Source organism: Pseudomonas gessardii, assembly GCF_001983165.1.
GTDB lineage: Bacteria > Pseudomonadota > Gammaproteobacteria > Pseudomonadales > Pseudomonadaceae > Aquipseudomonas > Aquipseudomonas gessardii.
The window spans coordinates 101,648-115,460 of sequence record NZ_MNPU01000005.1; the positions used below are offsets into that span (position 1 = coordinate 101,648).

At 62.5% G+C, this 13,813-nt stretch carries 15 protein-coding genes and 1 pseudogene; 4 read left to right on the plus strand and 12 right to left on the minus strand.

Annotation, left to right across the window (positions count from 1 at the left end; all coding sequences use genetic code 11):
- The first annotated feature begins 9 nt into the window (after window positions 1-9).
- The 4 genes from BLL38_RS05885 (at window position 10) to BLL38_RS05900 (ending at window position 3,640) form a co-directional block, all read left to right on the plus strand.
- Complete coding sequence (locus tag BLL38_RS05885; RefSeq protein WP_076961695.1) at window positions 10-810, plus strand: transporter substrate-binding domain-containing protein; 801 nt, start codon at window positions 10-12, stop codon at window positions 808-810.
- 222 nt (window positions 811-1,032) lie between these two features.
- Window positions 1,033-1,830 carry a transporter substrate-binding domain-containing protein gene (locus BLL38_RS05890; RefSeq protein WP_076961696.1) on the plus strand — a complete coding sequence of 266 codons (798 nt, stop codon included), beginning with the start codon at window positions 1,033-1,035 and terminating at the stop codon, window positions 1,828-1,830.
- Between the two features lie 123 nt (window positions 1,831-1,953).
- The gene (locus BLL38_RS05895; protein WP_076961697.1) at window positions 1,954-2,913 is read left to right on the plus strand and encodes an amino acid ABC transporter permease; all 960 of its coding nucleotides are present in this window, start codon (window positions 1,954-1,956) and stop codon (window positions 2,911-2,913) included.
- The gene (locus tag BLL38_RS05900) at window positions 2,906-3,640 is read left to right on the plus strand and encodes an amino acid ABC transporter ATP-binding protein (protein WP_038445359.1); all 735 of its coding nucleotides are present in this window, start codon (window positions 2,906-2,908) and stop codon (window positions 3,638-3,640) included. The genes BLL38_RS05895 and BLL38_RS05900 overlap by 8 nt, the downstream gene beginning before the upstream one ends.
- Before the next feature lie 15 nt (window positions 3,641-3,655).
- Here BLL38_RS05900 and BLL38_RS05905 read toward each other — a convergent pair whose 3' ends face one another.
- The 12 genes and pseudogenes from BLL38_RS05905 to ubiE form a co-directional block, all read right to left on the minus strand.
- On the minus strand, window positions 3,656-5,563 hold the full coding sequence (locus BLL38_RS05905; RefSeq protein ID WP_076961698.1) for a methyl-accepting chemotaxis protein: 1,908 nt from the start codon (window positions 5,561-5,563) through the stop codon (window positions 3,656-3,658).
- 187 nt (window positions 5,564-5,750) lie between these two features.
- Window positions 5,751-6,623: a methyl-accepting chemotaxis protein gene (locus BLL38_RS31805; protein ID WP_415756548.1), complete on the minus strand. Its 873-nt coding sequence runs from the start codon at window positions 6,621-6,623 to the stop codon at window positions 5,751-5,753.
- A gap of 30 nt (window positions 6,624-6,653) precedes the next feature.
- Window positions 6,654-7,667 (minus strand): annotated as a pseudogene (locus tag BLL38_RS31810) (methyl-accepting chemotaxis protein); the annotation flags it as partial.
- Window positions 7,668-7,779: 112 nt separating this feature from the next.
- On the minus strand, window positions 7,780-8,487 hold the full coding sequence (locus BLL38_RS05915) for a 16S rRNA (uracil(1498)-N(3))-methyltransferase (RefSeq protein ID WP_076961700.1): 708 nt from the start codon (window positions 8,485-8,487) through the stop codon (window positions 7,780-7,782).
- Window positions 8,484-9,275 (minus strand): twin-arginine translocase subunit TatC, encoded by a 792-nt coding sequence (gene tatC / locus BLL38_RS05920; RefSeq protein ID WP_032862241.1) that lies wholly within the window; start codon window positions 9,273-9,275, stop codon window positions 8,484-8,486. The genes BLL38_RS05915 and tatC overlap by 4 nt, the downstream gene beginning before the upstream one ends.
- Complete coding sequence (gene tatB / locus BLL38_RS05925) at window positions 9,272-9,679, minus strand: Sec-independent protein translocase protein TatB (RefSeq protein WP_076961701.1); 408 nt, start codon at window positions 9,677-9,679, stop codon at window positions 9,272-9,274. The genes tatC and tatB overlap by 4 nt, the downstream gene beginning before the upstream one ends.
- Before the next feature lie 10 nt (window positions 9,680-9,689).
- A complete protein-coding gene (locus tag BLL38_RS05930) occupies window positions 9,690-9,959 on the minus strand; it encodes a twin-arginine translocase TatA/TatE family subunit (RefSeq protein WP_076961702.1) in 270 nt (89 codons plus the stop codon).
- Between the two features lie 28 nt (window positions 9,960-9,987).
- Window positions 9,988-10,320, minus strand: coding sequence for a phosphoribosyl-ATP diphosphatase (locus BLL38_RS05935; protein WP_003187881.1), 333 nt, complete (start codon window positions 10,318-10,320; stop codon window positions 9,988-9,990).
- Window positions 10,321-10,322: 2 nt separating this feature from the next.
- Entirely contained in the window at window positions 10,323-10,715 is a 393-nt protein-coding gene (gene hisI / locus BLL38_RS05940) for a phosphoribosyl-AMP cyclohydrolase (RefSeq protein WP_076961703.1), read from the minus strand.
- A 64-nt stretch (window positions 10,716-10,779) separates the two neighbouring features.
- Window positions 10,780-12,384 carry a ubiquinone biosynthesis regulatory protein kinase UbiB gene (gene ubiB / locus BLL38_RS05945; protein ID WP_076961704.1) on the minus strand — a complete coding sequence of 535 codons (1,605 nt, stop codon included), beginning with the start codon at window positions 12,382-12,384 and terminating at the stop codon, window positions 10,780-10,782.
- Window positions 12,381-13,004, minus strand: coding sequence for a ubiquinone biosynthesis accessory factor UbiJ (locus BLL38_RS05950; RefSeq protein ID WP_076961705.1), 624 nt, complete (start codon window positions 13,002-13,004; stop codon window positions 12,381-12,383). Before BLL38_RS05950 ends, ubiB begins: the two co-directional genes overlap by 4 nt.
- Entirely contained in the window at window positions 13,004-13,774 is a 771-nt protein-coding gene (gene ubiE, locus BLL38_RS05955) for a bifunctional demethylmenaquinone methyltransferase/2-methoxy-6-polyprenyl-1,4-benzoquinol methylase UbiE (RefSeq protein ID WP_076961787.1), read from the minus strand. The genes BLL38_RS05950 and ubiE overlap by 1 nt, the downstream gene beginning before the upstream one ends.
- Window positions 13,775-13,813 lie beyond the last annotated feature (39 nt).

A 13,813-nucleotide genomic window follows, 5' to 3' on the forward strand; every position in this document is an offset into this window, starting at 1 on the left:
GGGATTTTCATGATCAAGGGTAACTGGTCGGTACTGTTGCTGGGCATCGCCGCGCTGCTTCACATCCAGCTGGCGCATGCAGGTGCCATCGATGAAGCTGTGCGGCGCGGGGTCTTGAAAGTGGGGACCGACCCCAACTACGTGCCCTTTGAAATGACCGACAAACAGGGGCGTGTCATCGGCTTTGAAGCCGACCTGCTCGAAGAAATGAGCAATGCCCTGGGGGTGACCCTGGAATGGGTCCCGGTGGCCTATACCGAGCTGATCCCGGGCCTGTTGGCCGGCCGCTTCGACATGATCGGCAGTGGCATGACCGTGACCCAGGAGCGCAACCTCAAGCTCAATTTCAGCGATTCATTCATCATTGTCGGCCAGACCGTCCTGCTGCACCCGCGCCTGGCCGGCAAGGTCGGCAGCATTGAAGACTTGAACGAAGCCGGCTATCGGATAGCCGCCGCACACGGCACCACGGGCGAAGCGGCGGCGCGGCGTTTCCTGGGGGCTGCACAGCTGCGCAGCTTTGCCACGGCCGAGGAAGGGGTACGCCAGGTGGTCAGCGGCGAGGCGGATGCCTTTATCCATGACGCACCCTATAACCTGATTGCCCTGGCCAAGCCGCAAAACCGCGAGCTGCTGGCCCTGGAGCAACCCTTCACCTATGAACCCCTGGCGTTTGGCGTGCCGAAGGGCGATTACGACAGCCTGAACTGGATCAATCACTTCCTCAGTCAGGTTGCCCAGGACGGCACCTACGATCGGCTGCATGACAAGTGGTTCCGGGATACCGACTGGTTATCAGAGATCGAATGATGGTCACACCTGCTTACATAACTCACTGGGCAGGCGCTTGCGCGGCGAACCGTCTAATCGTGCTTTTCTCTGGGTTTTTGTGGGGTTTTTCTGTCATATCCACCAACAAATCCCGGCTGGACCTTTGTGCCGGTGGGCGAGTGGGTTAGCATCGCTCCCCGAAGAAACAGTGCAGCCCTGCGAAGGTCTGCATCAAAATAAAATGAGTCAGGGGACTTGGTGATGAAAAAGTATCTATCGATGCTGATGCTCGGCGTGACGGCCCTGTTGGCAGTCAATACGGCCCAGGCCGGGGCGATTGACGAAGCGGTCAAGCGCGGCACCTTGAAAGTCGGCATGGATCCGACCTACATGCCGTTCGAGATGACCAACAAGCGCGGCGAAATCATTGGTTTTGAAGTCGACCTGCTCAAGGCGCTGGCCAAGTCCATGGGGGTCAAGCTGGAGCTGGTCTCCACCGGTTACGACGGCATCATCCCGGCCTTCCTCACCGGCAAGTTCGACATGATCGGCAGCGGCATGACCCTGACCCAGGAGCGCAACCTGCGCCTGAACTTCAGCGAACCCTTCATTGTGGTGGGCCAGACCCTGCTGATCCGCAAGGAACTGGAAGGCACCATCAAGTCCTACAAAGACTTGAATGACGAGAAGTACCGCTTGACCTCCAAGCTCGGCACCACTGGCGAGATGGTGGCCAAGAAGCTGATTTCCAAGGCCAAGTACCACGGCTACGACAACGAGCAGGAAGGTGTGCTCGACGTGGTCAACGGCAAGGCCGACGCCTTTGTCTACGACGCGCCGTACAACGTGGTGGCCGAGAAAAAAGTCGGCAATGGCAAGCTGGTGTACCTCGAAGAACCCTTCACCTACGAGCCTCTGGCATTCGGTCTGAAGAAGGGCGACTACGACAGCATCAACTTCATCAACAACTTCCTGCACCAGATCCGCAACGACGGCACCTACGATCGCATCCATGACAAGTGGTTCAAGAGCTCCGAGTGGCTCAAGGACATGGAATAAGCTAGAAACCGCGTCGCGCCCATCGCGGGCAAGCCCGCTCCCACCTTGGAATGCATTCCAACTGTGGGAGCGGGCTTGTCCGCGATGGCGGCCTGACAGCCGATACACATCCCGGAACCCGCAATGAAACAGAAAAAAGCCCAATGGCCCTGGCACCTGCTGACCGTGCTGGTGCTGGTCGGCATGGCCGGCGCGTTGTACTACGCCACCTCGCTGATGTCCTACGAATGGCGCTGGAACCGCGTGCCGCAATACTTCGCCTACCAGGCTGAGGAATCCAAGCGAGCGGCGGATATTTCCACGGTGGTCGAATTGGTGCGCCAGGGCGATGTGGCGCAAGTCACCCTGCGTAACGATGCCGGTGTCGAGCAGCACCTGAGCGTTGCCGACAACAGCCTGCAAGTGGCCCGTGGCGACGATGTGGCCGAGGGCGATGTGATCGGGGTGACCCGGCACTGGGCGCTGGGCCCGTTGATGTGGGGGTTGTGGACCACCCTGTGGCTGTCGCTGGTCTCGGGGGTATTGGGCCTGTTCATCGGCCTGGCGACCGGCCTGTGTCGTTTGTCGAATAACCCGACCTTGCGCGATCTATCGACGATTTACGTCGAACTGGTGCGCGGCACGCCGTTATTGGTACAGATCTTCATTTTCTACTTCTTTATCGGCACGGTGCTGAACCTGTCGCGGGAGTTTGCCGGCATCGCCGCGCTGTCGCTGTTTACCGGTGCTTATGTGGCAGAAATTGTCCGCGCTGGCGTGCAGTCGATTGCCCGTGGCCAGGGCGAAGCGGCCCGTTCCCTGGGCCTGAGCGCCAGCCAGTCGATGCGCCACGTGGTACTGCCGCAGGCGTTCAAGCGCGTGCTGCCGCCGTTGGCCGGGCAATTTATCAGCCTGGTCAAGGACACCTCGCTGGTCTCGGTGATCGCCATTACCGAACTGCTCAAGAGCGGTCGCGAGGTCATCACCACCTCGTTCTCGCCGTTTGAAATCCTGTTCTGTGTTGCAGGCCTGTACCTGCTGATCAACCTGCCGCTGTCGAAAATGGCCAGCCGGCTTGAGCGGAGGCTCGCCCAAAGTGATTGAAGTGCGCGATCTGGTAAAAGTCTTCGACACCCGTGGGCATGTGGTGCGCGCGGTGGATCACGTCACCACCCAGGTGGCCAAGGGCGAAGTGCTGGTGGTGATCGGCCCGTCCGGTTCCGGCAAATCGACGTTCCTGCGCTGCCTCAATGGCCTGGAAGCGTTCGATTCGGGCTCGGTGAGCATCGACGGCCTGCAACTGGCCGACCCCAAGACCGATGTGAACGCCTATCGCCGGGAAGTCGGCATGGTGTTCCAGCACTTCAACCTGTTCCCGCACATGACCGTGCTGGAAAACCTGTGCCTGGCGCAGAAGGTCGTGCGCAAGCGCGGCAAGAAGGAGCGCGAGGCCAAGGCCCTGGCCTTGCTGGAAAAGGTCGGCATTGCACAGAAAGCCAACGAGTTCCCCTCGCGGCTTTCCGGCGGCCAGCAACAGCGCGTAGCGATTGCCCGGGCCTTGGCCATGGAGCCCAAGGTCATGCTGTTTGACGAGCCCACCTCGGCGCTGGACCCGGAAATGGTCGGTGAAGTGCTGGACGTGATGAAGACCCTGGCCCTGGAAGGCATGACCATGGTCTGTGTGACCCACGAAATGGGCTTTGCCCGGGAAGTGGCGGACCGCGTGTTGTTCTTCGATCACGGCAAGCTGCTGGAAGACGCTGCGCCCGCGCAGTTCTTCGATGCGCCGAAGGACCCACGGGCACAGGCGTTCCTGCGCCAGGTTCTGTAAGGCACGGGGGCAGGTTCATACCTTGAACTTGCCCACGTACTTCTGAAGATTGCTCCCCAGTCGTGCCAATTCAATGCTGGCCGCTGCCGTCTGTTCGCTGGCGGCGGCGGTTTGTTCCGACACATCCCTGACTTTCAATACGCTGCGATTGATTTCCTCGGCCACCGCGCTTTGCTCTTCGGCGGCAGCGGCGATCTGTGGGTTCATTTCTTGGATGACGGACACGGTGCGCGCAATCTCGTTCAGGGCATCCCCGGCGTTGCGGGTCAGGCCCACGCTGCGATCGGTCAGGGTGCGGCTGTTGTCCATGACGTCGGCGACCTGTTGCGTGCCGTGATGCAAACCGCCAATCAACTCTTCGATTTCCTCGGCGGACTGCTGGGTGCGCTGGGCCAGGCTGCGCACCTCATCGGCCACCACTGCAAACCCTTGGCCGGCCTCCCCGGCGCGTGCGGCTTCGATTGCCGCATTGAGCGCCAGCAGGTTGGTCTGCTGGGACACCGACTTGATCACCTCCAGCACGCTGCCGATCTTCTGGCTTTCCCGTTGCAGGGCCAGCATCGCCTGGCTTGAGCGCGCCATCTCGTGGGCCAGGTGTTCAATGTGCGCCACCGCGTCCGTCACCACCTGGTCGCCCAGTTCGGTCTGTTGATTGGCCTGGTTGGCGGCAATCGAGGCCTGTTCGGCATGCCGGGCGACTTCCTGGGCGGTGGCGAGCATCTGGTTCATGGCGGTTGCCACCTGCTCGGTTTCGTCGCGCTGATTGTTGACGCCCGCCCGGGTTTGCTCGGTGACGGCCGACAGTTCCTCGGCGGCGCTGGCGATCTGCCGGGCATTGTCGCTGATGCTGCCAATCAGCCCCCGCAGGTTGAGGGTCATTTGCGCCATGCTGCATTGCAACTGGCCTAGTTCATCCTTGCGACGGGTCTGTACATCGTGGCTCAGGTCGCCCTCGGCAATGCGATTGGCCACGGCCAGGGCCCTGCGCAGTGGCTTGACGATCTGCCCGGCGATGATCCAGGCGGCCAGGGCGCCGAAGAGCAAGGCGGCCCCGGTAATGGCCAGGGTCTGGGTGCGAGCCTGTTCGGCTTCCCGGTCGCGGCGCTGGGTCTGGTCCTGGCTGAGCAAGTCACTTTGTACCAGCAGTTGGTCCAACAGTTGCTCCAGCTGGTTTTGCGCGGCCTCGGTCGTCAGCTGGGTGTCCCGCAGGCGTGTCAGGTGAGTGCGGATGCTGAGCACGGCATTTTTCAAGGCGCTGCTGTCCACGGGCAGCTTCTCCACGGCCGCCTGGGCCAGTTCGAGGCTGCGTTCGGCATCGCTGACGGCCTGGGCATAGGCATCCAGGCTGCTGGCCGCCCAGGCCGGGCTCAGGGCGCGGTCTTCGGCCTGTTCGATCGCCAGGCGCAGCCCTTCGACGGTATCGAGGGCTTTTTCGTCTTCCTGGTCCGGCAGGTCGCTGGCTACTTGTGCCAGGACGTCGCTGGTGCGCACCGAGCTTTGTTTCAACTGCTCACGGGCGGTTTCCCGTTGTTTGACCAGCGCAGGCACATCCTTGAGCGTGGTTTTGAAGCGCTCGGAAAAGCCCGTCATGTTGCGCAAGTACTCCTGGGACGTTGGCACTTTGAGGCGGTTTGAAAGCTCGGCCAGATACCCATCGATCTTCTTGATGGACAGGCTCAGTTTGTTGAGGCTGGCCTCGTCGTCCAGGGTGCGATAAACGATGCGGTCGGCCCGTAGTTCTTCGCCGGTAACCGCCAGTTGCGCGAGAACGGTCAGGGTTTGTGAGCGGTAGAGGGAGGCGGCGAGGGCCTGCCAGCCGGTCAGGGCAATCACAAGGCTCAGGGCCAGCACCAAGGCAAAACCCAGGACCAGTTTGAGGGTGACGCTGGCGTTACCCAGCAGTTGAGTCATTCGACGAAGCATGGCCAACCTCCGGCAAGTGAACAAAGGTGTTCGACGTGTCGGGGCGCCGAAGGGCGCGGGCACATTGAACCCTCTTGAACGCTAGTTCCCTTGGGCGCGGGGCGTGGCGATGGAGGCCTGAAAAACGTGTAGGAAATTTCACAAGCTGCAAGCGGCGACCCGGACGGATCGCCGCGAAGGGCAGGCCTCAGACCCGGAAGCGGCCCACCAAGGCCTGCAGATGGGTGCCCAGGCGCGCCAGTTCGGTACTGGAAGCGGCGGTTTCTTCGCTGGCCGCTGCGGTCTGCTCGGACACATCGCGCACATTCAGCACGCTGCGGTTGATCTCTTCGGCCACGGCGCTCTGTTGTTCGGCGGCGGTGGCGATCTGTTGGTTCATGGCCTGGATGGCCGAGACCGTGCGGGTGATGTTTTCCAGGGCATTGCCGGCCCGTCGGGTCAGCTCGACGCTGCTGTCGGTAAGGCTGCGGCTGTTGTCCATGATGGTCGCCACCTGCTGGGTGCCACTTTGCAGGCCGACGATCAGCTCTTCGATTTCCTCGGTGGATTTTTGCGTGCGTTGCGCCAGGCTGCGCACCTCATCGGCCACCACCGCGAAGCCACGGCCGGCTTCTCCGGCGCGTGCCGCTTCAATGGCCGCGTTAAGGGCCAGCAGGTTGGTTTGCTGGGCCACAGACTTGATCACGTCCAGCACACTGCCGATCTTGTCGCTTTCGCGCTTGAGATGGCCCATGGCCTCGGTGGAGTTGCCGACTTCGCCCGCCAGGCGCTCGATCTGGGCGATGGCTTCGCCAACCACCCGGTCACCTTCGCGGGCCTGTTGGTCGGCGGCGACGGCGGCTTCCGAGGCTTCTTCGGCATTGCGCGCCACTTCCTGCACGGTGGCCGCCATTTCGTTCATCGCGGTGGCGACCTGGTCAGTCTCGACCTTCTGGTTGTTGACCCCGGCGCTGGTCTGCTCGGTAACCGCCGACAATTGTTCGGCGGCGCTGGCGATTTGCGTCACGCCGTCGCTGATCCCGCCGATCAGGTCGCGCAGGCCCATGGTCATGCTTTGCATGGCGCGTTGCAGTTGACCCAGTTCGTCCTGGCGTTGCGAGACCAGGTTGTGGCTCAGGTCACCGGCGGCGACACGTTCGGCGACCTTGAGGGTCTGGCTCAAGGGGATCACGATCTGCCGGGTAATCGCCCAGGCGGCGAACAAGCCGAAAGCCAGGGCCAGGGCCGTCGCCAGCATCAGCAGTTGCTTGGCCTGTGTGGCATCGTTGTCGCGGACCACGGTTTGCGACGCGGTGAGTTTCTTGCTGCGGTCAAACAGCAGGTCGCCTTGCTCGGCCATGGCCTTGAGGGCTGCCGCACTGGCCACTTGGGAGTCGCGGAATTGACTGACGGCGGCGAGGTAGGCCTTGAGGGCGTCGTTGGCTTCCAGCAGGTTGGCGCCGTACTGTTCCGGTAGTTGACTGCGCAGGCTGTCGAGGTTTTTCAGGGCATTGCTGATGGCGTCCAGGGCCGGCTGCTCGGCCTCGGCTTTGGCACTGTAGCTGTAGCCGCGCACCTGGAAGCGCGCCTGCTGAATCAGCTTGCTCAGCTCGACCACGCTGTTGAACTGGGTGACGCTGTCGCCTTGCAGCAGGGTTTTTTCGATTTCCGAGACACGCACGACGGCACTGTCGGCGGTAGCGCCCAGTTTGCTGCGGGCATCTTCGCGGTGGGCACCGGCCTGGACCATGGTGCTGAAGGCCTGTCGATACTTGGCAACGGCGGCCAACTGCTCATCGATGATGGCGATATCGGCCGGTTGCTCGAGCTGGCTGCGCGCGGTTTTCAGGCCGCTGTCGAGTTTGTCCATCAGCTCGTTGACCAGCCCCGGGCCTTGTTCGCCACGGCGCATTTCATAGTCCAGGCGGGCCTGGCGCAGGTCTTTGGTCAGTTCATTGAGGCTGGCAATAAAGCCCAGTTTGTCGCCACGGCTGATCACACCACCCAGGCCCGTCCAGCCGGTGAAGGTGATCAGGAGCGTGAGGACCAAGACCAGGCCAAAGCCCACGCTCAGCTTGCGATTGACGCTTACATTCCCCAGTTTTTCAGCTAGCCAACGGTGCATGCGGTGAACTCCCCTGAACAAGGCTTGGACTTATCCTGAGGCTATCGGCATGCAAGCGCGATTCTGTAGCGGCATAAAGACTTGTGGGAGCTGTGGTGTTTGGAGGGTGGGGTTAGAAGAGGCGGGCGAGCAGGGCGGTCACGGCCGTTTCCACGCGCAGGATCCGCGCGCCCAGTTGCACCGGCTGCAACCCGGCCTTGGCCAGCAAATCCACCTCATAGGGGATCCAGCCACCTTCCGGGCCGATGGCCAGGGTCACCGGTTCATCCAGGCCGCGTGGGCACGGTGGGTAATCGCCGGGATGCCCGACCAGGCCCAGGGTGCCCTGGGCCAGGGCCGGCAGGCGGTCTTCGACGAAGGGCTTGAAGCGCTTTTCGATGATGATCTCGGGCAATACCGTATCCCGTGCCTGCTCCAGGCCGAGGATCAGTTGCTCGCGAACCGCTTCGGGCTCCAGGAAGGGGGTCTGCCAGAAGCTTTTCTCGACCCGATAGCTGTTGACCAGCACCACCCGTGGCACCCCCATGGACGCCACGGTCTGCAATACCCGGCGCAGCATTTTCGGGCGCGGCAGGGCCAGCAGTAACGTCAGCGGTAGTTTGGCCGGTGGCGGCTGGTCGAGGCTGATTTGCAGCTCGGCTTCGCCCGCTTCCAGGCGCAGCACCTGGGCATTGCCCATCAAGCCGCCAATGCGCCCCACGCGCAGGCTGTCGCCGACTGCCACGCGATGCACCTCCTGCATATGCACCAGGCGCCGGTCACGCAAAACCACCCGGTCGGCCGCGATAAAGTCGGCCTCTTCCAGCAACAGCAGGTTCACGGTTGGGTCGCTGGCGGCTGGTCGTCATCGGCAGGTTGGTCGTCCGGGTGTTCGCCGCGCTTGCTCACCAGGCTGCCAAACAGGATGCCCACTTCAAACAGCATCCACATCGGCACGGCCAGCAAGGTCTGCGAGAAGATATCCGGCGGGGTGAGGATCATGCCGACCACAAAGCAGCCGATAATCACGTACGGGCGGATCTTGCGCAGGTACTTGACGTCGACCACGCCGATCCACACCAGCAACACCACCGCCACCGGGATCTCGAAGGCCACGCCAAAGGCGAAGAACAGCGTCATCACGAAGTCGAGGTAGCTGGTGATGTCGGTCATCATTTCCACGCCGGCCGGGGTGGCGGCGGCGAAGAACTTGAAGATCAACGGGAACACCAGGAAGTAGGCGAACGCCATGCCGGTGTAGAACAGCATGATGCTCGACACCAGCAGTGGCACCGCGATGCGTTTTTCATGCTTGTACAGGCCGGGGGCGATAAAGCCCCAGATCTGGTGCAGGATCACCGGGATCGCCAAAAACAGCGACACCATCATCGTCAGCTTGAGCGGCGTGAGGAACGGCGAGGACACGTCGGTGGCGATCATCGTCGCGCCCACCGGCAGGTACTCGCGCAGCGGCGTCGAGACGAAGGTGTAGATCTGCTGGGTAAAGGCAAACAGCCCGGCAAAGATCACGAAAATCGCCGCGACGCAGCGCAGCAGGCGGGTGCGCAACTCGGTGAGGTGCGAGACCAGCGGCATATGCTGGTCGTTTTCCGGTTTATCAGCGCTCATGGGGCTCGCGGCGGCAATGTAGGGTCGTGGGGCGCGGGCGACGCGGTGGGCGTCGGCGCGGGCTCTGCTGGGGGCGCGGGCGTTGCGCAGGCAGTGGTTTGGACCACGGGTGCAATGCTCTGCTCGGCCACCGGCTCAACCGGTGTCGGCGCCTGTTGCTGGGGCGCGAGGATTTTGCGCGCCTCCTGCTCCAGGGACAGAATATGTTCGTTGTGCAGCTGACGACGAATCTCGTCGGCGCCGATTTCCCGTTCAACTTCCTGCTTGATGGCGTTGAAACTGCGTTTCAGGCGCCCGACCCACAGGCCAGCCGTGCGCGCCGCGCCAGGCAGGCGTTCAGGCCCCAGCACCAGCAGGGCGACGAGGCCGACGAGCAGCAGTTCAGAGAAGCTGATACCAAACATTAGTCAGTGCTCACGAGTCTTTGCGGGACGGCTCTTCGACTTTTTCGGCCTGCACGTCGAAGGTGCGGCGTTCAGTGATCGGCTGTGCGGCCTGCGGGTGCACAGGCTGCGCCGGGTTGGCGCCGGTGTCGGCTGGCTTTTCGTCGTCGTTCATGGCCTTGCGAAAGCCCTTGATGGATTCGCCGACGTCGGTGCCCAGGTTCTTCAGTTTCTTGGTACCGAACACCAGGACGACCACCACGAGAATAACCACCCAGTGTTTCCAGTCAAAAATGCCCATGCTGCAATTCCTTAAGTCAGAAAGTTATTCAGGCGGACGGGCGCGAGGCCTTTTCGGCATGCCCGGACAAGCCGAAGCGACGGTCCAGTTCATCCAGCACGGCCTGTGGGTGCTGCCCCAGTTGGGCGAGCATCACCAGGCTATGGAACCACAAGTCGGCAGTCTCATAGATTACATCGCTGTAATCGCCGCTGATTTGTGCATCCTTGGCCGCGATGATGGTCTCGACGGATTCTTCGCCGAGTTTTTCCAGAATCTTGTTCAGGCCCTTGTGGTACAGGCTGGCGACATAGGAGCTGTCGGCGTCCGCACCTTTGCGGTCCTCCAGCACCTGGGCCACACGGTTGAGGGTATCGCTCATGTTCAATGTCCTGCCGAGTAAATGGCGTGCGGGTCTTTGAGCACCGGCTCGACGGTTTTCCATGCGCCGTTCTCGAACACCCGGTAGAAGCAGCTGTGGCGGCCGGTATGGCAGGCGATGTCGCCGACTTGCTCGACCATCAGCACGATCACGTCGGCGTCGCAGTCCAGGCGCATTTCATGCAGTTTTTGCACATGCCCGGACTCCTCGCCCTTGCGCCACAGTTTGCCACGGGAACGTGACCAGTAGATGGCACGCTGCTCGGCGGCAGTCAGGCCCAGGGCCTCGCGGTTCATCCAGGCCATCATCAGGATGCGCCCGGTCTTGTGGTCCTGGGCAATGGCTGGCACCAGGCCATCACTGTCCCATTTGATCTCGTCCAGCCAGTCTTTCATTTTTAACTCCAACAACCGTGCGCTAGCCGCTCCGGCGATGTGCAACAGTGTATAACCGCTCGGGCTATCGACGCACGACCAGATAAAGGCCCACGGCGACCATGATGCCCGCAGGCCAGTAACCCAGTGCGTTCAAGGGCCCACCGGCCGCGAGCACCGCGCCACCGCCCAGGTGCGCTGCGCCCAGCAGGCGCAGGAACCAGTCGTCCTTGCGTTGATGCCACGGCGGCGCCGGGTCCTTGGCGTGGGGCTGGGACATGCGCTCCAGCAGGTCGCGGGTCATGTTGGCCAGGTGCGGCAGTTGCTCGACCTGGCTGTGCAGGTTGCCCAGCAGGGTTTTCGGGCTGACGCGTTCGCGCATCCAGCGTTCGAGGAACGGTTGCGCGGTGTTCCACAGGTCCAGGTCCGGGTACAGCTGGCGGCCCAGGCCTTCGATATTGAGCAGGGTCTTTTGCAGCAGCACCAGTTGCGGTTGCACTTCCATATTGAAGCGCCGCGCGGTCTGGAACAGGCGCATCAGCACCTGGCCGAATGAAATATCTTTTAACGGTTTTTCAAAGATCGGCTCGCACACGGTGCGGATCGCCGCCTCGAATTCATTGAGCTTGGTTTCGGCCGGCACCCAGCCCGAGTCGATGTGCAACTGCGCCACGCGGCGGTAGTCACGCTTGAAGAAGGCGAACAGGTTACGTGCCAGGTAGTCCTGGTCCTCGGGCGTGAGGCTGCCGACGATGCCACAGTCGATCGCAATGTACTGCGGGCTCCACGGGTTCACCGTGCTGACGAAGATATTGCCGGGGTGCATGTCGGCGTGGAAGAAACTGTCGCGGAACACCTGGGTGAAGAAAATCTCCACCCCGCGCTCGGCCAGCATCTTCATATCGGTGCGCTGGTCGGCCAGGGTCGCGAGGTCGGTGACCTGTACGCCGTAGATGCGCTCCATCACCAGCACTTTGGGCCGGCACCAGTCCCAATACACCTGCGGCACGTACAGCAGCGGCGAGCCCTCGAAGTTGCGCTTGAGCTGGCTGGCGTTGGCCGCTTCACGCAATAGGTCGAGTTCGTCGTAGATGGTTTTTTCGTAGTCGGCGACCACGTCCACCGGGTGCAGCAGGCGCGCATCGGCCGAGAAACGCTCGGCGGCACGGGCCAGGATGAACAGCCACGCCAGGTCCTGGCCGATGATCGGCTTGAGGCCGGGGCGGATCACCTTGACCACTACCTCTTCGCCGGTTTTCAGCTGCGCGGCGTGCACCTGGGCGACCGAGGCCGAGGCCAGGGGCTCGACGTCGAACCGGCTGAACACGTCGCTGATTTTCTTGCCCAGCTGTTCTTCGATCAGCTTCATCGACTGCTGTGAGTCGAACGGCGGCACGCGGTCCTGCAACAGCATCAGCTCGTCGGCGATGTCTTCAGGCAGCAGGTCGCGGCGGGTCGACAGGATCTGCCCGAACTTGATGAAGATCGGCCCCAGGTCCTGCAAAGCCAGGCGCAGGCGCGCGCCACGGCTCAGGTCCAGGGTCTTGCGCGGGAACCAGCGCCACGGCAGCACATAGCGCACTGCCAGCAACAACCACGGCAGCGGCAGGGCGAACAGCAGGTCATCGAGGCGGTAGCGAATGACGACGCGTTGGATGCGGAACAGACGGCGGACGGCGAGCAGCTTCATGCGTTATCGCTTGGATCAAGGGAGCGGCTCAGGCGCTCGAAGCGCGCCTCAAGCCGTTCCAGGTCGAGTTTGGCCTGGTCGAGTTCACGAAAGCGCGCTTCGGCTTCCCGTTGTCCGACGAGGGTGCGCGATTCTTCGCTCAGGTATTCGGCGAGGTTCTGGTTGAGGCTGGCGAAACCCTGCTGGTACCAGCGCGAGCGGCTGCGCAGGTGCCCGCTGATCAACTGGGTGGCCACCGGGCCGAGCCAGCGCGACAGCTCGTATTCCCAGTCCAGCTCCAGGTCTTGCAGCACGGCGGCCAGGTCCATCAGCACCGCGCTGTCGCCTTCAAGGGTCACGTCCGGGCCGTGCAGGACCGCGGTCTTGTCGCGGCTCAGGGCCAGGCGCAGCAGGCTCGCCGCCGGCGCACGCAGGGTGCAGTCGGCGTCGGCGGCCCAGTGCGCGGCGAGCAACAGGCCTTCATCGCTGGGCAGGATAAACAGCTGCAAGGCCGGGCTGCTGCAATCGACGGCAATGATCTTGCCGTTCAGGTGCGCCAGCCGCGCCAGGGCGGTGCTGTCCAGGCGCAGGACACGGTTGAGGCCGTGTTCGACGCTGGCGAGAAGGCCGGTGAACAACATCAGGGCTTGATGCCGCGATGCAGGGCAACGATGCCCGAGGTCATGTTGTGGTAGGTCACGCGGTCGAAACCGGCCTCGACCATCATCGACTTCAGGGTTTCCTGGTTGGGGTGCATGCGGATCGATTCGGCCAGGTAGCGATAGCTCTCGGCGTCATTGGTGATCAGCTTGCCCATCAACGGCATGAAGGCGAACGAGTAAGTGTCGTAGACCTTGGACATCAGCGCGTTGGTCGGCTTGGAGAACTCCAGCACCAGCAGGCGCCCGCCCGGCTTGAGCACCCGCAGCATCGAGCGCAGGGCGTCTTCCTTGTGGGTCACGTTGCGCAGGCCGAAGGCGATGGTCACGCAGTCGAAATGGTTGTCGGGGAACGGCAGCTTTTCAGCGTCGGCCTGGACGAACTCGATATTGCCCGCCACGCCCTTGTCCAGCAGGCGGTCGCGACCGACCTTGAGCATCGAGCCGTTGATGTCGGCCAATACCACCTGGCCGGTGGGGCCAACCAGCTTGGAGAACTTGGCGGCCAGGTCGCCCGTGCCGCCGGCGATGTCCAGCACGCGGTTGCCGGCGCGCACGCCGGACAATTCGATGGTGAAACGTTTCCACAAGCGGTGCATGCCGCCCGACAGCACGTCGTTCATCAGGTCGTACTTGGCGGCCACGGAGTGGAACACCTCAGCGACTTTTTCCGCTTTCTGGCTTTCCGGGACGTTCTTGAAGCCGAAGTGAGTGGTGGGTTCGGCATCGCTGCCTTTGCGCTGATCAGTCATATCGCTGTCACCAAAAGAGAATGGGGGCATTCTAATCCC